We start from the raw sequence: 20,247 nt of genomic DNA on the forward strand, positions 1-20,247 counted from the left end.
GGGCGCAAAGCCGATGGTCAGGGCCAATGAATCATGCGCCGACCCGCGGCGCCCGCAGGCAACCGGTATATCAGGTGCGGGTCGGGTAATCGGTGTATCCCGCCGCGCCTCCACCGTAAAAGGTATTGCGGTCCGGTTCCGTGAGCGGCGCATCGAGCTTCAGCCGCTCCACCAGATCCGGATTACTGATGAAGGGGCGCCCGAAAGCCACCATGTCGGCGTGGCCTGAGGCAACGGCGTCGAGGGCCATCTGCCGGTCGTAGCTGTTGTTGGCGATGTAGCGACCGCCATAAGCCGCATGCAGCGCTTTGAAGTCAAAGGCGTCGGCCTCATTGTCGCTTTGAGTCTGACCTTCCACGCAATGCAGATACGCCAGCCCCAGTCGCCCGAGCTGCTTGGCAAAGTAGCCATAAGTCCCCTGCGGATCACTGTCCAGTGGCGTATCGCCGACCGCGCGGGTGATGGGCGACAGTCTCACGCCAACTCGATCTGCACCCCAGATCTCCGATACCGCCTGCACCACTTCCAGCGGGAAACGAATGCGGTTTTCCACCGAACCGCCGTACTGGTCGGTACGCAAGTTGGTGCTGTCGCGAATGAACTGCTCCAGCAGGTAGCAGTTGGCCGAATGCACCTCGACGCCATCGAATCCGGCCTCCAGGGCACAGCGAGCGGCGCGTTTGTAATCCTCCAGAATCAACGGGATTTCCTCGGTGCCCAGTGCTCGGGGCATCGAAGGCGCATCCAGGGTTTGCGATTCGAGAAAAACCACTTCCCCGGCCTGGATGGCCGAGGGCGCCACAGGCGCGGCGCCGTTCTCTTGCAGGCTCACATGAGACATCCGGCCGACGTGCCACAGTTGACACACGATCTTGCCGCCCGCCTCGTGTACCGCATCGGTGATTTGACGCCAGGCAGCCACGTGCTCAGGTGTGTAGATGCTCGGCGTAAAGGCATAGCCGCGGCCCTGCCGTGAGATATTGGTGGCCTCCGAGATGATCAGCCCCGCACTCGCCCGCTGCCGGTAGTACTCGACTGCCAGCGGCGTGTGCACGCCATCCATGTTCGCGCGAGAACGTGTCAACGGGGCCATGGCAATGCGGTTGGCGACTTTGATTGCGCCGATCGTGAGTGGCGCGAACAGATCGGATCGTTGGTTATCGGACATGGTTTTGACTCCAGGTAATCGGGTATCGATGGCGTCGGGAAGCCGGTTTCACAACTGTTTGGGTGTAGTGGAAATCGACTTCAACAGCCAGTTCGAGGGGATAAAACCGGATCAATGGCGAGGCTGTTTGCGCTGTGTAGGAGCTGTCGAGTGCAACGAGGTTGCGATCTTTTAAAGGCAGATCAAAAAATCGCAGCCTGAGGCAGCTCCTACGTTGGATGGGGACGCCCTGGAATACATCAAAAAATCCAGATGTCAGCCTAAGAACATATGAATTTTCTTTGATGTTTGGCCGATGCAAGCTCCTGCCGTCTTCTTTCCTGAAGGAATTTGAGCACTGACTATCTCGCTGGCCGTTGAATGCTCGCGCTACGACGCGTTTAAAAGTCGCTCATTCAAAGGCCTGGGTTTTTGCACGTCAATTATTAGCCTCTTTAGGTAGCGCAAATGTGCGCTCATGGTTGTTTCACGACTTGTGCAAAACCTTTTTTCCCCATAGATCTTCACGGAGTGATCGCCACCTTCATCACCCCATCCCGTTGGTGTGCAAACAGTTCATACGCCGCTTCGATGTCATCGAGCTTGTAGCGATGAGTGACCAGCGGCGACAGGTCGACCCCGCCACTTGCCACCACCGCCATCAAACGTCGCATGCGTTCTTTGCCACCGGGACACAAGGTCGTGATGATGCTGTAATCCCCAAGGCCAGCAGCGAAAGCATCGAGCGGGATTCGCAGGTCACTGGAGTAAACCCCCAGGCTGGAAAGTCGACCGCCCGGACGCAGAACCCGCAGCGCCGATTCAAAGGTCGCCTGAGTGCCCAATGCTTCAATGGACACATCGACACCACGCCCATCAGTCAGGGCCATGATCTGCTCAACCACATCGCCGTCCTTGAAATTGACTACATGGGTTGCGCCCAGTTTTTTGGCGACGCTCATGCGTTCGGCGACTGCATCGACGCCGATAATCGTGGTGGCGCCTTTAAGCCGTGCACCGGCCACCGCGCAAAGCCCGATCGGCCCCAGGGCAAACACCACGACGGTATCGCCAATCTCCACCGCGCCTCGCTCCGCCCCTGAGAATCCAGTGGACATGATGTCCGGGCACATCAGCACCTGTTCGTCGATGAGACCATCCGGTATCCGACACAGGTTAGCCAGCGCATCGGGCACCAATACGTATTCGGCCTGGCAACCATCAATGATGTTGCCGAACTTCCAGCCACCGGTGGCGCGAAAGCCGTGCCGGGTATCCGGGCCATCCTGTGAACCGCAGCCGCACAGGCAGGCGTAACTTTGCCCACTGGGGGTAATCGCGCCCGCGATCACCCGTTCGCCTTCGACAAAACCGCGCACCTGCGAGCCGAGCCGCTCGATGATGCCAACCGGTTCATGACCGACTGTCAGGCCCTTGGCCACAGGGTATTCGCCACGCAGAATATGCACGTCGGTGCCGCAGATCGTAGTGGTCGTGATGCGAACCAGGGCATCGAGTGGCCCGACTTCGGGGATGGGTTTGTCGTCGAGCACAATCCGGTTTTTTTCGACGAATATTGCGGCTTTCATGGTGGCCATGGTGATCCCTCCTGATCAGTGCTGCGATTGAGTTCAGCACGAAATCAGCACACTGCCGGATGGACTGATCAAAGGTTACTGGCACGGATGTCTTCAGGTTCACCGCGTTATCGTTCATCGCTGGCAAGCCAGCTCCCACAGAAATCGATGGCGAACACAATCTTCGTGCATGCCGTACCCCCTGTAGGAGCTGGCTTGCCAGCGATGGCGTCGGTACATTCAGCAATGCAATATCAGCTGTCATGCCACAACAGCGTCTCCTGCGCGGGCGCTCGGGTGGTGTAGAAGCCATTGGCAGGTGAGTCGGGGTCGGCATAGCCAAAGGAAGCACCGCATACCACGAGGCGATCCTCGTCGATTCCCAAATGTCGATGGACAAACGCAGCGTGGCTGGCCAGCGCGGCCTGGGCAATGATCCCCAGGCCAAGTGCCTCGGCTGCCAGCAGCAAGTTGGCAACGTAGCCGCCGCAGTCGACCGCACCATAGGTGCCTAGCGCGCGATCACTGGTAATAATCGCGACATGCGGCGCGTCAAACAGTGAAAAATTGCGCAGGGTTTGCTGCTGGCTGGCGATGCGGTCTCCCGGTGCGATGCCGATGCTTTCGTACAGTTGTCGTGCACATTCACGGCGACGCTGCTGATACACGTCCCGGTATTCACCGGGGAACGGCAAGTCAGGCGCCGGCGACCCCGTCTGCAGCTCGTTGATGTACTCGGCGCGGAAGCGCTCGGTGGCGGCGCCACGGGTCACGATCACCTGCCAGGGCTGCGTGTTGCACCATGACGCAGTACGTTGCGCCAGGGCGAACAGGCGAGTGATCAGTGCGGGGTCAACAGGTTGCGCAAGAAAAGCGCGGCAGCTGCGGCGCCGCTGCAGCAACCGTTCAAGCGCCTCAAATTCGGTCGAATTCAAGATCCGGTCTCCGTTGATGAAAGCTGATACCAGGCAACGTTCTGAAACCTGATGTTTTCATCTTTCGCCTGCGGTGATACCCCCCCATGGCTGGTGGTATAGAGGGGGGATTAGCTATCGCGCCTGAACAACCTTAACGACCGGCCAGCGCAGTCGCCAACAACATCTCCAACCCCATCGGCTTGGCAAAGTAATAACCTTGAGCCTGCCCGGCGCCCATTTCGCGCAGCAACACCAACGTCGCTTCATCCTCGACGCCTTCAGCCACCACGCTCAGGTCCAGCGATTCCGCCATGCGCACAATCGCGCGGACGATCGCGCGACTGCGAGCGCTGGTGGTCAGTTCGAAGATGAACGACTTGTCGATCTTCAAGCCGCTGAAACGGTACTGATGCACATAGCTCAGGGATGAAAACCCGGCGCCGAAGTCATCGAGCACCACCGACATGCCGTTGTCGGCCAGTTGCTGCATGGTCTGACGAGCAATCGCCGGCTCGGCCACCAGTGCACCTTCGGTCAACTCCAGGCAGATCCGCGACGGGGCGACGCCGTGCTGGGCCAACAGTGCCAGCACATCAGTGGCGAAATCCGGGCGCGTCATGCTGTAGCTGGAGCAATTGACGTGCACCGGCGGCCAATTGGCGTGCAGGGGTTGGGCGAGGATCACGGCAATGCTGTTCAGCATGTACAGGTCCAGCCGACCGATCAGGCGCAAACCCTCGACATCCGGCAAGAACTCGCCCGGCGCGATGATCCGACCGCCCGGCTGATGCCAGCGGATCAGCGCTTCAAGGGCCAACAATTCACCGGTTTCGACACTGACAATCGGCTGGAAATACGGCAGCAGTTCGTCAGTACGTTTGAGCGCGTTGCGCAACGCCCCTTCTCGCTCAACCTGGTCCGAGACTTCACGGCGCACTTCCTGGTTGAACACCGCGTAGCTGTCACGCCCGGCGCTCTTGACCCGGTACATCGCCGCATCGGCATCGCGCAACAAGTCGGCTGGTTCGTGATGGAACTGACTGTCGGCGCTGACAATGCCGATACTGCAGGACGAAAACACTTCATAGCCATTGATGAAAAACGGCAGGTCAAACGCCACCAGGATCCGTTCGGCGATTTCGATCACCACGTCCAGCGGCGCCTCGGGCGCGAGCACAGAGAATTCATCACCGCCCAGGCGCGCCAGCATGTCGGTCTCGCGAAGGCAACCGCGCAAACGGTGTGCGGCCTGCATCAACAGCAGGTCGCCAAAATGATGGCCGAGGCTGTCGTTGACCATCTTGAAACGGTCGAGGTCGATGAACATCACCGCCAAGTGCCCTCCTGCGCTGCCGAACTGCGACCACGCCAGGTTCAGGCGCTGTTGCAGGTAGGTACGATTCGGCAACCCGGTCAGCGCATCGTGGGAGTTTTCGTGTTGCAACTTGGCGTTGGCGTGGTCGAGCTCGCGGGTGCGGTTTTGCACCCGGGCTTCCAGTTTGAGGTTGGCGGCGTGGATCGCTTCGGCGGCCGTACGACGGGACAACGCGGTGTCGATGTGTCGCGACACAAACGTCAACAGTTCCTGGTCACGCTGGGTATAGCGCACCTGTGAGGTATAGCTTTGCACCGCCAGCACGCCACGCACCACATCGCCATCGAACAATGGAATGCCCAGCCAGGAGTAGGATCGGACAGACTCATTGGCCAGTTCGATTTCACCGTGTGCGGCCAATCGTTCAGCCTCGCCAACGTCAATCAGGCAAGGCCCGCGCTGACGAATAACGTACTCGGTCAAGCCCCGGCACCCACGCCTGGCCGGCGGGCAAATCGTCTGCCGCTCATCGACATAATAAGGAAAGGTCACTTCACTGGTCGCGTCGTCGAACAGCGCAATGTAGAAGTTCTGCGCAAACAGCAGATCACCGACAATGCCATGCAAGGTCTGAAACAGCTCAGACATGTCGCCGGGTCGGCTCGACAATTCGGCAATCTGGAACAAAGCGCTCTGTAGATGTTCGGCGCGTTGTCGCTCTGCCACTTCCTGCCGCAATGCGTCGTTGAGTGCAGAAAGCTCCAAGGTGCGACGCATCACCGTCGCTTCCAGATCCTCCCGGTGCAGAATCCGGTCCAGGGCCATGGCCACGTGGCGAGCCACCACCAGAAACAGCGCGCGATCTTCGGCGCTGTAGGTTCGGGAAACCTCGTAGACCTGCATGGCCAGCATGCCAAACACTTCATCCGAAGCGTTTTTCAGCGGCGCGCCCATCCAGAACTCTGGACGATCACCCACGCAGTAGAAACGGTCCTCGGCCTGCGCCGCGAGAATGCCGGCGGCGTCGATCAGCAACGGCTGGCCGGTGGTCAACACCTGGCCGGTCAACGACAGGTGCGATGGGTCAAGGTATTCGTAGTGCGACGACTCCACGGCATCCACGTCGATGATGTCGACGTAATACGGGTAGTCGATCTTGCCCGTGTGCGGGTCATACAGCGCGAGATAGAAGTTCTCGGCGTCGATCAGGCTGGCCAGCAGTTGGTGAACCCCTACCAGAAACACCGAGCGGTCGCGGGTCGAACTGGCGAGATAGGTGATTTCATACAGCACGCGCTGAGTAATCTGTGCACGGGCAAGCGTATCGGCCTGTATTTGAATGCCCAGGCGCTGGGCGAAGTCGGCCAGCGCCGGCTCCGCGGCATCACTGGCTGGCGCAAGTAACCATCCGAGCACACTTTCGCCTTTGCCGGTGGGCCAGCGCTGCAAACGCCAGGTCAGGCAAAAGGCTTCAAACTCATCATTGGCGATACTTGACGGCCACTGCACCCGAGGATCGCCCTGCCCGACCCGATGCAGTTGCTCACCGGCACGGTAAACCACCCACGCGGTTGAATGACTCCAGTTGCGCGCAGTGGCCAGTAATTGCTCGATCGTGTCCGCGTTGCTTGCGTAGGCCATGCCGACAGCACCCGAATTCCCTTTTGGTTGAGATGCGACGACGTCGCAGTCGTTCGATTGCTGCGGGGAGTCGATCAATGGACGAATACGCATCACCTCTCCCTGGGTCAAAACTGCCGGTCTCACTTACTGATTACTAGCAATGTGCCATTTAGCAACCCGTTTAAAGCTTATGAGAATTTTTTTCAATCGTTTTATTCGCTTTAGTGCCAACAAAAGGACAGACAAGGAGTTAAACGCGAGTTCTTCAACAAGACAACCGTTTCCACGCTGCTACGCTTGAAACATTAGCTTTAGTGCTTTGCAGCCAACCGGCGCACGTGCCTTCTGCGGGCTGATGGAACAGTCGAATCAACAGATCCTGTGCCCAGGCGAGTCAGACGTCGTTGAGCAAAGGAGTAGACATGTCCCCCCACAAAAACAGGCCTGCCAACAACATCGCAGGGCAAAAGAAAGACAACGGGGACGAGCCAGTCTTTCACTCGCGCAAGGAACGACTGTACGAAGGTGAGCGATTACGCGAACGTCTTCCGCACGCGCTTCACGCTGAATGGAAACCGACCGGCAAGCACCGTGACTCGATCAAACTCCTCGAAGAGTCCAACCGCTATCGACTGCCCGAACTGGTGCCTGTTCGCTACGGCCGCATGTTGCGCACACCGTTCACGTTCCTGCGGGGCTCTGCCGGGTTGATGGCTCATGACCTGGCGACAACCCCGACCACCGGCATTCAGGTGCAGGCCTGTGGGGATTGTCACCTGATGAACTTCGGGTTGTTCGCGACACCTGAGCGCAATCTGATATTCGACATAAACGATTTCGACGAAACGCTCCCAGCGTCCTGGGAGTGGGATGTAAAACGTCTGGCGATCAGTTTTGCCGTGGCCGCGCGTGATAATCGCCTCAGCGATAAATGGGCGCGGGCCGCCGCGGCCGAATGCGTCCGTGCTTATCGCGAACGCCTGCGCAAGTTTTCCAAAATGAGCCCGATGGAGGTCTGGTATGACCGCCTCGATGCCCAGGCGATCATCGACATGGCACCCAACGCCGAGATCAAGAAAATCCGCGAACAATTGGTCGCAAAGGCCAGGATGCGTGTAGGCGATTATCTGTTTCCCAAGATCAGCGGCGAAGTCGGAGGGCGCCGTCGCCTGATCGATCAACCCCCGATACTGTTTCATGTGTACGAAAAGAGCTTCGTGAAGAACGTCCAGTTGGCTTTGCAAGATTATCGATTGTCACTGCCCCACGAGCGGCGCGTTTTGTTCGATCGCTACCGTCTTGAAGACATTGCCGTCAAAGCGGTCGGGATCGGCAGCGTCGGTACCTATTGTTTTGTCGGCCTGTTCTTTTCCGCGGAAAATCACCCGCTGCTTCTGCAATTCAAGGAAGCCACGCCCTCAGTGCTGTCGCCCTATGCAGGCAAGAGCAATTACGAGAACCAGGGACAGCGTGTCGTCACGGGGCAGCGTCTGATGCAGTCGTCCAGCGACATCTTTTTAGGATGGACACGCAGCCAGAACGGCCGGCACTTCTTTGTCCGTCAGTTGCGCGACATGAAAATGTCAGCGCCCATCGAAGGTATATCCGGCCCTCGATTGAAGATGTACGCCGAGTGGTGCGGTCTTACCCTGGCCCGCGCCCACGCCAAATCGGGGGATGCGGCGCTCATCAGTGGCTACCTGGGCAAGACCGACTCCTTCGACCAGGCCATCGGAAAATTCGCCATTGCCTATGCCGATCAAAATGCAAAAGACCATGGTGCGCTGGTGGAGGCAGAAAAATCCGGGCGGATCATTGCGTTGAGAGAGGATGAGTGACCCTCAAGCCAGGAACGCGACTATTGGGCAATACCCGCTAATCTCCCATGACAGACAATCAATATGGGAGATGTGCAATGACGTTCCGAGACTCAGTTGCAGCTCTACTGGTCACCGCGAGCCTGTTCGGTTGTAGCACTACATCTGAACACGGGGTGACCATGCCTTTGACCGCCACCCGACACAATGCCGGGCAGATCGCCAACACCACGTTGACCAGCTGGGATAAACAAATCACCGGATTCAGTTTCTTCATCAGTGGTGTTCCAACCGGAAGCTCACTGCCTTTGCGTGTCTACACCTTCATCTACAAAGGCAGCTGCCAGCAACCCGGGCCGGTCGCCTACGAAATGAATGATCAAGTCACCACCGAGCGTGTCGCCACCAGCGGTTGGACATTTGAAAGAAGCGCTCCGGTCGCAATGTCCATTCTTCTATCTGGCGGGTACTCGATCGTCGTGCGATCTGTACCCGAAGATGGCAACGCCGATCTATTTTGTGGGGACATCAAGGCACAAGAACCTACGAAGTAGACAAGAAAACCGTGCCCATACGGAGCAAAAATGGAGATCAGGCAGGGAAGCCCCCGATCACCCATTAGCCAGTGGGTGAGATAAGGCTTAGTCTCTGACCAAATCCCTTTGAACCGCCGACTGATGACCCACGCAGATTTTTCACTCGATATCGAAGCCGTCCGCAGCATTGAGGCTGTGCCGGTCATCCTGAGCATGGTCAGGCACCTTACCGGTATGCGATTTGCCGCGGTGGCGAGAGTCACCGAACAAAACTGGGTGGCCTGCGCGGTGGACGACGCCATCGATTTCGGATTGAAACCGGGTGGTGAGTTGGTTCTCGAGTCGACCATCTGCCATGAAATCCGCCAACACCGACAACCGGTGATTTTCGGCCATGCCAGTTCACACCCTGTTTTTTCGATCCACCACACGCCTCGCACGTATGGTCTGGAGAGCTATATCTCCATTCCTATCATCAAAGCCAATGGTGAGTTTTTCGGCACGTTGTGCGCGATCGATTCCGTACCGGCGAATCTTGACGAGCCAGCCATCGCCAAGACACTCACCCTCTTCGCCCAACTGATCGCCATGAGCCTCGACACTCAGAACCACCTGGAAAAAACCAAAGCGGCCCTGGTGGATGCCAATGAAAGTGGCCGTCTTCGCGAGCAATTCATTGCCGTGCTGGGCCATGATTTGCGCACGCCGCTCAGTGCCATTCGGATGAGCGCCGATCTGCTGGAAACCAAAACCGAGGACAAACGCTCTCTCAACCTGATTTCCGCCATCCGCAACAGCTCCACTCGTATGGGTCATCTGATTGAAAACGTTCTGGACTTTGCGCGGGGGCGATTGGGCAGTGGGATTCCGATCAAGCGTCAACTGGTCGATGACCTGGGGCGAGTACTGCGTTTGACTGTGGACGAGGTGCAGGCCTCGCATCCACGCGTGTCCCTCGAACATGCGCTGGCGTTGCCGACCGGCGTCTATTGCGACCCGCTACGTCTCAGCCAACTGTTGTCCAACCTGCTGGGAAATGCTGTCACGCACGGATCAAAAGAGGCCTGCATCAGCGTCCGGGCCTACACCGAAGCAGATGAAATTGTCATATCGGTCACGAATCAAGGTGCCCCGATTCCGGCTGAACTGATGCCCTTGCTGTTCCAGCCTTTCACCCGATCGGAAGCCGGGCAGCGCGGTGAAGGTCTTGGGTTGGGGCTTTACATCGCTTCGCAGATCACCGCCGCCCATAACGGGGCGTTGAGCGTTACCTCGACGTTGGAGTCGGGCACCTGTTTTGTTGCCAGATTTCCCGCCCGATTCAAATGGGTTTGAATGGGGTTTCAATTTCTTAACTTGGGATATCGGGCGTAAAGAAGTAGGCCAGTCCGAGGATCAGATACACCGCAATTAACTGGACGCCTTTGAGCCAGTCCGATCGCCCGTCACCGGCTACCTGGCCGGTAATAAGAACCGCCAACAACACGGTTAGAACCAGGCCGCCAGAGAACGCCAGGTCCATCGCTGCCGAGCCAATGGCATAACTGGCCAATACCAGAACGGGCGCCACGAAGAGCGCGACCTGCACACTTGAACCAATCGCAATAGAGAGCGAAAGGTCCATTCGATTTTTCATCGCAGCGGAAATCGCTGAGGAATGCTCAGCCGCGTTGCCCAGTATCGCGACAATGAAAACGCCGACAAATAGATTGCTCAAACCGAGTTGATGGGCGCTGGGTTCAATGGCGGCCACAAGAATTTCGCTGATCCAGGCGATCATCAGTGTCGCCATCGCTAACACCACTACAGCCTTGCCAGTTGACCAGAGCGCAGTCGGGTGAGCCTCGCGCGCCAGGTTGGGGTCCCCTGCAAACAGGCTCTTGTGGGTGATCAGCGAATACACCAGAAACAAGGCGTAGACCACCAGCAATACCAGCGAGATATACAAGCTCAGTACCTGAAGGCCATGGGGTGCACGCGGCGAAACGACGGCGTTATAGGCTGCGGGCAGGATCAGTGCGATGGTCGCCAGCGTCAGTAACGTGGCCTGAGAACGTGCGGCCGAAGCGTTGTAATGCTGTTCCTTCTGACGCAAGCCCCCAGCCAACATGGATGCGCCCAACACCAGCAGGATATTGCCGACGATTGAGCCAACCAGGGAGGCTTTGACCACATCGTGCAGACCGGCACGCAAAGCGCTCAGGGCGATGATCAGTTCAGTGGCATTGCCGAAGGTGGCATTGAGAAATCCGCCGACGCCCTCCCCGGACCTCTCCGCCAGTTGTTCGGTGGCACGCCCCAACCACCCCGCCAATGGCACGATAGCCAATGCGGCGGCCAGGAAAATAAGCAAGTGCTGCTGGGGGACCATGAACTCCAGAACGATGGCGATTGGAACGAAGACCAGCATCCATAAGAGCATGACTGTACCCGCACAAAAGCATTGATGAAGTAACACTCGGAAATTGCGCTAAGAATGGCCCACATTCCTGACTTCGTCGAACAACAGCTTTCAATAGCAATACGTGTCAGACGCTATTAATAAATGCATTAGCAAACTCAATAAAATCGTCGAACGACTGGTACCTACAAAAATGCGGAAAAAAGTTCATTAAAATTTTCAACGGCTAAAAAATGATCTATACCCAAAAGGGCAATCAGTACGGACCTCGGAAACAAGCCTGTTTACAGGCGTTTGTCCGGTAACTCAACGTCAAGAACGACTGAGAGACTCTGGTTATGAATGTTTTGAAAGTCGCCGCAAGCGATGCCGTTCGTGACTGTTTCCACACTTCCCGCCCGATTGTTGCCCTTGATCAGACTGACTTTACCGATGTCGCCGTTGCGGTGCTGACGGTTGACGATGTCATGGGCGGCGTACTGGATTCCATTCAACGAACAGGCTTCGACATCCCGCTTTTCCTGGTAGTACCGCGTGGCGGTGCCGGCAACCGTGCACTGGATATCTACAAGCGTTTGCACGAAGTGATTCTGCTGGTCAACGGGGTGTTCGACCTCTCCACCAACAACGCCGAGTACTACGGCAACCAATTGGAGACAGCCGCCAAGGCCTATGAAGAAGGTCTGCTGCCGCCCTTCTTTGACGCGCTCAAGCATTACACCGAAGCCGCCAATGCTACGTTCGCCTGCCCCGGTCACCAGGGTGGTCAATTTTTTCGCAAGCACCCTGCCGGTCGCCAGTTCTTCGATTTCTTCGGCGAAACCCTGTTCCGCGCCGACATGTGCAACGCCGACGTCAAACTCGGTGACTTATTGATCCACGAAGGCCCAGCGCTGCTTGCGCAAAAGCATGCCGCCCAGGTGTTTAACGCCGACAAGACTTACTTCGTGCTCAACGGCACATCGGCCTCGAACAAGGTGGTCACCAACGCGCTGCTGACGCCTGGCGACCTGGTGTTGTTCGACCGCAACAACCATAAATCCAATCATCAGGGTGCATTGCTCCAGGCCGGCGCCACGCCGGTGTACCTGGAAACCGCGCGCAACCCTTACGGCTTCATCGGCGGCATCGATGCACATTGCTTTGAAGAAGACTACCTGCGTGAGTTGATCAAGGAAGTCGCCCCGGACAAGGCTGAGTTACCACGCCCATTTCGACTGGCGATCATCCAGTTGGGCACTTATGACGGCACCATCTACAACGCTCGCCAGGTGGTCGACCGCATCGGCAAGCTGTGCGACTACATCCTGTTTGACTCGGCGTGGGTCGGTTACGAGCAGTTCATCCCGATGATGAAAGATTGCTCGCCGATGTTGCTCGACCTGGGTGAAAACGACCCCGGGATTTTCGTCACTCAATCGGTGCACAAACAACAGGCCGGCTTCTCCCAGGCCTCGCAGATCCACAAGAAAGACCGCCACATCAAGGGCCAGCCGCGTTATTGCAATCACGCGCGGTTGAACAACGCCTTCATGGCCCAGGCCTCCACCAGCCCGTTCTATCCGCTGTTCGCCTCGCTGGATGTGAATGCGCGTATCCACGCCGGTCGCAGTGGCTTGCGCCTGTGGGAAGACTGCGTGAAGTTCGGCATCAACGCGCGCAAGCTGATCCTGGAAGCCTGCACCCTGATCCGCCCATTCGTGCCGGAAACCATCGACGGGCGCCCATGGCAGGACCATCCCACCGACGCGATCGCCAGCAACTTGCGTTTTTTCGAGTTCCACCCCAAGGATCGCTGGCACGCCTTCCCCGGCTATGCCGAAAAGCAGTACTTCATCGACCCCTGCAAGCTGCTGTTCACCACCCCTGGCATCGACCCGATCGATGGCAGTTACAGCGACTTCGGTATCCATGCCGGCATCCTGGCCAACTTCCTGCGCCAGAACGGCATCGTCCCGGAGAAGTGCGACCTCAACTCGATTCTGTTCCTGCTCACGCCCGCCGAAGACTGGGCGAAGATGAGTCATCTGGCTGCGCAACTGGCGCGCTTCGAGCAGTTCCTTGCCGATGATGCGCCCATGAGCCGGGTACTGCCGGCGATCTACGCGCGCTACGAAGCACGCTACCGCAACTACACCATCCGCCAGCTCTGCCAGGAAATGCACGACCTGTACCGCAGCCATAACGTGCAGCAACTGCAAAAGGACATGTTCCGCAAGGCGCACTTCCCGAAAAAAGCCATGAACCCGCAGCAAGCGCAGATCGAATACATCCGCGGCAATGTCGAGCTCGTCGCCCTGAGCGATGCCGATGGCCGTATTGCCGCCGAAGGCGCTTTGCCCTACCCGCCCGGCGTGTTGTGCGTGGTGCCGGGTGAGATCTGGGGCGGCGCGGTATTGAAATACTTCCTGGCGCTGGAAGAAGGCATCAACGCGTTGCCCGGGTTCACGCCGGAACTTCAAGGCGTGTACCTGAAAGAAGAAGGTGGCCGTATTCGCGCCTATGGCTACGTACTCAAGACCTGATCCTCGCCCCGCTCAAGGCGCAGCGTTTGCACCACCTTACAAGGTTTATCTGATCAAGCAGCAAGGCTTGCCCCCTACCTGGCGATTGGCAGTGCGTCGCCAGGCGGAGGGTCAACATTTGAACAGGGCAAGGAGTACGCGATGGCTGATTCAAGCAAGAAAATGGGCCTGATGGGGCTCACCACGCTGGTCACGGTCAACATGATGGGGTCAGGCATCATCATGCTGCCCACCAACATGGCCCAACTGGGTGCAGTCTCGCTGTTGTCATGGATTTTCACGGCGATCGGCTCGATGGCCATTGCCTATTGTTTCGCCCAGTGCGGGGTGTTCTGCTCGCGTTCCGGCGGCTTGTCCGCCTACACCGAAGAAGCCCATGCGAAGTCGGGGTTCTTCCTCTGCTCGTATCTGTATTTCCTGTCCCTGGCCATCGCCAACGTCGCAGTCGCGATCTCGGCGGTGGGCTACATGAGCGCCTTCCTGCCGTGGCTGAGCAGTGGTGCCATCCCGTTATTCGTCGGCACGGTCGGGCTGATCTGGATCACCATCATCGCCAACTTCGGCGGCCCGAGCATCACCGGCAAGATCGGCGCGTTTACTGTGTGGGGTGTGATCATTCCGGTGGCGGGCCTGAGCATCATCGGCTGGTTCTGGTTCGACTCCAAAGTGCTGGAAGCCGCGTGGAACCCCAACAACCTGGCCATCTCCGAAGCCATTGGTAAGGCGATTCCCCTGACCCTGTGGGCCTTCCTCGGCATGGAGTCAGCGGCCCAGGCCACCGATGCGGTGGAAAATCCCAAGCGCAACGTACCGCTGGCGTGCCTGTTCGGCACCCTGGGCGCAGCCGCGGTGTACGTGCTGTCGACCACCGTTATCCAGGGCATCATTCCCAACGCCGAACTGGCCAGTTCCTCGGCACCTTTCGCGCTGGTTTACGCCAAGATATTCAGCCCGATGGTGGGTAACATCGTCATGGCGCTGGCGGTCATGGCTTGCATCGGCTCGCTGCTGGGCTGGCAGTTCACCCTGGCCCAGACCGCCAAGATGACCGCCGACCAGAACCTGTTCCTCAAATTGTTCAGCAAGGTCAACGCCAGCGATGCGCCCGTCATCGGCATGATCGTCTGCGGTGTGTTGCAGACCGTCATGGCCTTGTCGACCATCTCGCCCGATGCCGCTGCGCAGTTCAGCAAACTGGTGAGCCTGGCGGCAGTGACCAACCTGATCCCTTACATCACAGCGCTGACCGGCTTGCTGGTGATCATGCACAAGGCCCAGGTGAGTCCTGGCGTGTACACACGCAACCTGGTGGTTTTACTGATTGCGGTGGCTTACTCGTTGTATGCCCTGTTTGCCTGCGGCAAGGATGCGGTGATGGGCGGCACACTGGTGCTTGCCTTTGGTTACCTGCTCTACGGCTTCCTCGCCAAGCGTTTCGTCGACGTACCGCCCGCCGCTCAAGCCAGGACCGGCAATGTTTAGGCATGGCAATCACGACTGCACAGACCTCTGTACACGGGGAAACCGGATATGAACGCACCCTTCGCAAAAACCACTCGCCTGCTGTTCGCCTTGGTGTTCACCGCGCTGCCGATCGTGGCGAGTGCCAACACCCTGGAGCGCGTACGCACCAGCAATACTTTCACCCTGGGTTACGTGCCGGACCTGGCGCCCTTCAGCGTTCAGCAAGGCGACAAAGCCAGCGGTTATGGCATCGACCTGTGCCTGAAGATCGCCGACAAACTCAAGACTGAACTCAACCTGCCCAACCTGCAGGTGCGTTACCAACCCGTGACGGTTTCCGAAGAAACCAGCGCGGTGAAACTGGGCACGGTCGACATCCTCTGCACGCCGACCCCGCCAACCCTCGAACGGCGCAAAACCATCAGCTACTCGATTCCGGTGTATACCGCCGGCCTCTCGGTTCTGGTGCGCAAGGATGCCGCCGAACCCCTGCTCAATGCACTGAACGGCAAAGAGGCCAATCCAGGCCCGACCTGGCGCGCAACGATCAACCGAGGCCTGTCCAACCAGACCTACGCCACCATCGAGGGCGGCGTGACCGAGGACTGGATTCGCGAACGGATGCGCATGCTCGGCGTGATCGCTTCCCTGGTGACCGTCGCCAACACCGACGAAGGCGCCAAACTGGTGGCAGCACGCAAGGCTGATGCTTTCTTCGCCGAGCGCATGCTGCTGAAAAACCAGGTCGCCAAAGGCGATGCCAACAACGACCTGATGGTCCTGGACCGCATCTTCGAGTACACCCCGGTGGCGATGATCGTCGAGCGTGGAGACGAAGACTTCCGCCTCCTGGTCGACATGGCCCTGAGCGAGGCTTATCACTCCGGCGCCATCGAGCAGGATTACGACAAGTACCTGGGCGGGATCAACGAAACCATGAAAAAGCTGTTCCGGGCCTACGCATTGCCTTGAGGATGAAGGGCTACAGAAATCCTGCGTGAAGCTGGCACACGGATGTGCCAGGCGACGTTTGATGGACGCTTCACTCGCTCAAGGATCCTTCGGTTCTTGCGCCCGCGCTGTAAACCATTTGTCCCTGGGCACCCACTTCTCTGCTGGCGGATCACTCAGATAGTGAGGCGACATGATCTGCACGCCGTACTCGTTGAACACATCCTGAATGTTCGCGTGCAGCATGCTGAGCAGCACCGTACGCGGGCATGGCTGACTCGGAATGGCCTGCGCCACCAGCCGATACTCGGGATAGAAGTCCGACAGCAAGGTCCGGGTGTACGTCAGGATCAATCCCGCCGCCGCTTGCCCGACCACACTCGAAGCGCCAGGTGAAATCATCACACCGATCAACACCGAAAAACCGTTGAATGCATCTGTGCCTCGCGCCCGGCAGATAGGGGGTAAGCCATCGCCGACGCAAACAGCCAGATCGCCAGGGAGTTGTCAGATCTCGAGGTTGCGGGCTACACGACGATGACCCGCGACAGCCGGTTGAAAAAGACCGACTGCGCGGGAGATCTGAAGATGGGGGTCAGAAGTTGGTGTCGCGGCCCTTCCCTGTTGCCTGGAAGTGGCGCGGGCCGAAGGACCGCGACGACTGGAGCGGGGTCTTTAATACTCTTCTTCCACTGGCGGCCGATCTTCCACCCACTGCCAGAACAGCTGATAACCGACCGCAAGCACTACGGGCCCGATGAACAAACCGAGGATGCCACTGGTGACCATGCCGCCCAGCGCACCGATCAGCACCACCGGCATCGGCACATCCACGCCACGGCCCAACAGCAACGGTTTGAGCACGTTGTCCACCAACCCGGCAACGAAGACGAACACCGAGAAAATGATGGTTGTGGTATTGGCGCCTTCGGTGGCGAGCACATAGGCAATCACCGGCACCGTAATCAAAGTCGCCGGCAACTGCATGATGCCCAGCAGCAACACCGCCAATGCCAGCAGCCCGGCACCTGGCACGCCCTTGAAGACAAAGCCCAGGCCCACCAACAGCATCTGAATGAACGCGATACCGACCACGCCAAGTGCCACCGCACGAATCGTTGCGGTACACAAAGTGGCGATTTGCGGGCCTTTATCCGGGCCGCTGATTCGCGACGCAATCTGCACGGCGGCATTACTGCCGGCCTTGCCATAGGCCATGAAGATCCCGGCGATGATCAGCGCAATGATAAACATGAGAAAACCCATGCCGACGCCGGCCAGTTTGCCCAACAGGCCCAGGCTGACGTCCTTGATTTGCGGTATGTACTTGGCGGTCAGGCCTGGAAGGTCAGTCGACGCCTGAAGCCACAGGGCTGAAAGCGGTTTGCCTATCAATGGCCATTGCGCGACGGCGTCGCTGGGTGGAGGAATCTGGATGCCTTCACTCTTGACGGCCGCCATGGCGCTTTCGACCGAATCGGCAATCGAGACACCGAGCAAGTAGATCGGCACCATGAGGATCGCAATCGCCACCAGCACGATCACCGTGGCGGCGCGCCCTTCTTTTTGCCCCAGCGGCCCCATGAGCCGTTCTTGCAAAGGGTAAAGGGTAATCGCCAGGATAACCGACCACAGCATAAGGTCGCGGAAGGGGCGGAAGATCTCGAAGCAGAACAGCACCAGAACCACAATCAGTCCGGCACGGATCAGCACATCAAGCATCCCGCGGGACAACGCTTTCAGTGAGAGCGAAGTGGGCACCATGGAAGTCTCCTGACTTTACGCTGTGGGTTTGAGGAATCCGTTAGCCCAGCATAGACGCTCATTACACAACGTAAAGGATCAACGCAGCTTCTGTGGATCCACCGTAATGGCAGGTCGAACCCGCGCGTTTCCCTGTAGGAGCTGTCGAGTGCAACGAGGCTGCGATCTTTTGATTCTGGCGTGCCCCTATATCAAGGAAAATGGCGGAAGGTAGCCGGAGTCGAACCTGCCCGGGAACGGATGCCGTCCCCAACCGGGTTTGAAGCCCGGCCGCGCCACCGGGCGCGATTACCTTCCTTGAATCAGTGTCCGGCTTCCCGGGCCAGGGCATTGTCCGGGCGGATCTGGCGTCGATCGCCAAAACGCCGGGTCAGGCCGAGCCGGTCGAAGTATTCGAGTATCTGGATGCTGCGCTTGCGCCCCAGGCCCACCGCGTCGCGAAATGCCGAAACCTGGATCACCGGGTTGTCCTCGGCCAGTTGCAACAGCATAGCCGCCAAACGCCGGATCATCGCGTCGGTGTAAAACAGGTCGCGGACCACTTGATGCAACAGCCCCAACCGGGCCATTTTGCGCAGCAGCAAGCGAACCCTGGTTTCGTCATGGCCCAGCTCGCGCACCCACGGTGGGTCGAAACCGGCCCCGTCGAACAATGGCTGCAGCTGTTGCCAGAGCGTTTCGTCTTCTTCACTCAAGCGCACTTGATGGTCAGGCAGATGCAGCCATGGTCCGCTGCTGCTGATGGTGCGGTCGGCCAGCAGTTCGTCGAGCAGACTGACGAAGGTCGGGCGGTCGAGGGCGGTGCCGGTGAAGCGACGCAGGCGATCACGGTCCGGGCCCATTTGGTCCGGCTCCAGTTCATGAAAGCGTGCAAGGTGTTCGAGCAAATCCGTTTTCAGGGCCTGCCATCGGGCCTCACTGAACAACAACGGTCCTTGCCGCGTCTCGATCCATCGCACGTCATCGGGCAAGGTCCAGAGGGCGCGCGGGCTGTTGAACTGGCGCTCAAGCCGTTGGGGATCGAGGCCTGTATCGCTGTTGACCAGCAACACTGGCAGTACGTCTTCCAGGCAATCGCGCGTCGCCAACGCTTGTAGCTGCGCCAATCGCTCGGGGCTGCGTCGCTGGCGGGACGGCGCGAACGGGTCGAGCACCCGTCCTCCACCGAGGGTGCGTTGTGCGCTCTGGTCACGCAGGATCAGCGGATCGCCTTTCACTGCCTGCACCGGTGCATTCAGCAAGATCTGAGCGAACATCCTCTCGCCCAGTGCAAGGCTGGTGCCCTCCAGCAAGGCCACGCGCCCGGTCAGATCTTGCGTGCCGATATGCACATGCACCGGCTGAAAATGCTCGAAGGCGCGGGGCTCGCCGCTCAGCAAACGCAGATCAATGTCCAGACGCTGGCTCGGTGCATACAACCACTGCGCCGACAACCACTGACCGCGATGAATCTGCTCCAGCGCCAAGCGTTCGGCACTGATGTTCAACGCAACACGCTGCCCGGCCATGGCGACTTCGGCGGCTTGATTCTGCGCGTGCAGACCCCGCACCCTTACGGGTTTGCCGAGGGGACCGAGCATCAACGTATCGCCCACCGCCACTTGACCGGACAACGCCGTACCGGTGACCACAATACCCGCTCCCGCCACGCTGAACGCCCGATCAATCGCCAGGCGAAAACCACCGTCGAGGCTGCGTTGAGCGACGTCGCGCTGAGCGGTGACCAAGGTCTGGCGCAGGGTGTCGATGCCCTGCCCGGTGACGCTCGACAGCGCAATCAACGGCGCATCGGCATAAGGGCCGGGTGCCAACAAGGATTCGATTTGCTCGCGCACCCGTTGCACCCGGCTCGCTTCGACCCGGTCGCACTTGCTGATTGCCACCAGTGCCCGCGGGATACCCAGCAGTTCGACAATGGCCAGGTGTTCGCGGGTCTGCGGCATCACGCCGTCGTCGGCGGCCACCACCAACAACACCAGATCAATGCCCTGTGCCCCGGCGAGCATGTTGTGGGTGAAGCGTTCGTGTCCGGGCACGTCGATAAAACCAGTGAGGCCCGCGCCCGGTTCCAGCTCGGCATAAAGGTAACCGAGGTCGATGGTCATGCCGCGTTCGCGCTCTTCCCGGCGCCGATCACCAGCCTGACCGGTCAAGGCCTGGAGCAACGCGGTCTTGCCGTGATCGATGTGCCCTGCGTTGCCGACGATCAC

13 protein-coding genes, 1 tRNA gene and 1 pseudogene are annotated in these 20,247 nt (G+C 58.8%); 6 read left to right on the forward strand and 9 right to left on the reverse strand.

The window, feature by feature from the left end; genetic code table 11:
- Positions 1–70: 70 nt before the first annotated feature.
- The 4 genes from NL64_RS14675 to NL64_RS14690 form a co-directional block, all read right to left on the reverse strand.
- Positions 71–1,168 carry an alkene reductase gene (locus tag NL64_RS14675; protein WP_034148788.1) on the reverse strand — a complete coding sequence of 366 codons (1,098 nt, stop codon included), beginning with the start codon at positions 1,166–1,168 and terminating at the stop codon, positions 71–73.
- 503 nt (positions 1,169–1,671) lie between these two features.
- Entirely contained in the window at positions 1,672–2,745 is a 1,074-nt protein-coding gene (locus NL64_RS14680) for an NAD(P)-dependent alcohol dehydrogenase (protein WP_034148789.1), read from the reverse strand.
- Between the two features lie 233 nt (positions 2,746–2,978).
- Complete coding sequence (locus tag NL64_RS14685; RefSeq protein ID WP_172668674.1) at positions 2,979–3,659, reverse strand: nitroreductase family protein; 681 nt, start codon at positions 3,657–3,659, stop codon at positions 2,979–2,981.
- Between the two features lie 133 nt (positions 3,660–3,792).
- Positions 3,793–6,690 carry an EAL domain-containing protein gene (locus NL64_RS14690; RefSeq protein WP_034148791.1) on the reverse strand — a complete coding sequence of 966 codons (2,898 nt, stop codon included), beginning with the start codon at positions 6,688–6,690 and terminating at the stop codon, positions 3,793–3,795.
- A gap of 554 nt (positions 6,691–7,244) precedes the next feature.
- Between NL64_RS14690 and NL64_RS14695 the strand changes: the two genes are divergently transcribed.
- The 3 genes from NL64_RS14695 to NL64_RS14705 all read left to right on the forward strand — a co-directional run bounded on the left by NL64_RS14695 (position 7,245) and on the right by NL64_RS14705 (position 10,267).
- Complete coding sequence (locus NL64_RS14695; protein ID WP_034148939.1) at positions 7,245–8,417, forward strand: DUF2252 domain-containing protein; 1,173 nt, start codon at positions 7,245–7,247, stop codon at positions 8,415–8,417.
- A 77-nt stretch (positions 8,418–8,494) separates the two neighbouring features.
- Positions 8,495–8,950 carry a hypothetical protein gene (locus NL64_RS14700; RefSeq protein ID WP_034148792.1) on the forward strand — a complete coding sequence of 152 codons (456 nt, stop codon included), beginning with the start codon at positions 8,495–8,497 and terminating at the stop codon, positions 8,948–8,950.
- 216 nt (positions 8,951–9,166) lie between these two features.
- Positions 9,167–10,267: a GAF domain-containing sensor histidine kinase gene (locus NL64_RS14705; protein ID WP_253277092.1), complete on the forward strand. Its 1,101-nt coding sequence runs from the start codon at positions 9,167–9,169 to the stop codon at positions 10,265–10,267.
- A gap of 16 nt (positions 10,268–10,283) precedes the next feature.
- Here the strand turns inward: NL64_RS14705 and cax are convergent, their stop codons facing one another.
- On the reverse strand, positions 10,284–11,354 hold the full coding sequence (gene cax, locus NL64_RS14710; protein ID WP_034148794.1) for a calcium/proton exchanger: 1,071 nt from the start codon (positions 11,352–11,354) through the stop codon (positions 10,284–10,286).
- 317 nt (positions 11,355–11,671) lie between these two features.
- Here cax and speF point away from each other — a divergent pair, with 317 nt between their 5' ends.
- The 3 genes from speF to NL64_RS14725 all read left to right on the forward strand — a co-directional run bounded on the left by speF (position 11,672) and on the right by NL64_RS14725 (position 16,294).
- Complete coding sequence (gene speF, locus NL64_RS14715) at positions 11,672–13,858, forward strand: ornithine decarboxylase SpeF (RefSeq protein WP_034148795.1); 2,187 nt, start codon at positions 11,672–11,674, stop codon at positions 13,856–13,858.
- A gap of 141 nt (positions 13,859–13,999) precedes the next feature.
- Positions 14,000–15,340 carry a putrescine-ornithine antiporter gene (gene potE, locus NL64_RS14720; protein WP_034148796.1) on the forward strand — a complete coding sequence of 447 codons (1,341 nt, stop codon included), beginning with the start codon at positions 14,000–14,002 and terminating at the stop codon, positions 15,338–15,340.
- A 48-nt stretch (positions 15,341–15,388) separates the two neighbouring features.
- On the forward strand, positions 15,389–16,294 hold the full coding sequence (locus tag NL64_RS14725; RefSeq protein WP_034148797.1) for an amino acid ABC transporter substrate-binding protein: 906 nt from the start codon (positions 15,389–15,391) through the stop codon (positions 16,292–16,294).
- 78 nt (positions 16,295–16,372) lie between these two features.
- Here NL64_RS14725 and NL64_RS14730 read toward each other — a convergent pair.
- The 4 genes and pseudogenes from NL64_RS14730 to selB form a co-directional block, all read right to left on the reverse strand.
- A pseudogene (locus NL64_RS14730) lies at positions 16,373–16,776 on the reverse strand (hypothetical protein); the annotation flags it as partial.
- 172 nt (positions 16,777–16,948) lie between these two features.
- Positions 16,949–18,037, reverse strand: coding sequence for an AI-2E family transporter (locus NL64_RS14735; protein ID WP_034148799.1), 1,089 nt, complete (start codon positions 18,035–18,037; stop codon positions 16,949–16,951).
- A 201-nt stretch (positions 18,038–18,238) separates the two neighbouring features.
- Positions 18,239–18,334, reverse strand: a tRNA-Sec gene (locus NL64_RS14740).
- A gap of 5 nt (positions 18,335–18,339) precedes the next feature.
- Positions 18,340–20,247, reverse strand: a complete 1,908-nt coding sequence (selB, locus tag NL64_RS14745; RefSeq protein WP_034148800.1) for a selenocysteine-specific translation elongation factor — start codon at positions 20,245–20,247, stop codon at positions 18,340–18,342.

Origin of the sequence: Pseudomonas fluorescens (assembly GCF_000802965.1) — a bacterium.
Lineage (GTDB): Bacteria > Pseudomonadota > Gammaproteobacteria > Pseudomonadales > Pseudomonadaceae > Aquipseudomonas > Aquipseudomonas fluorescens_A.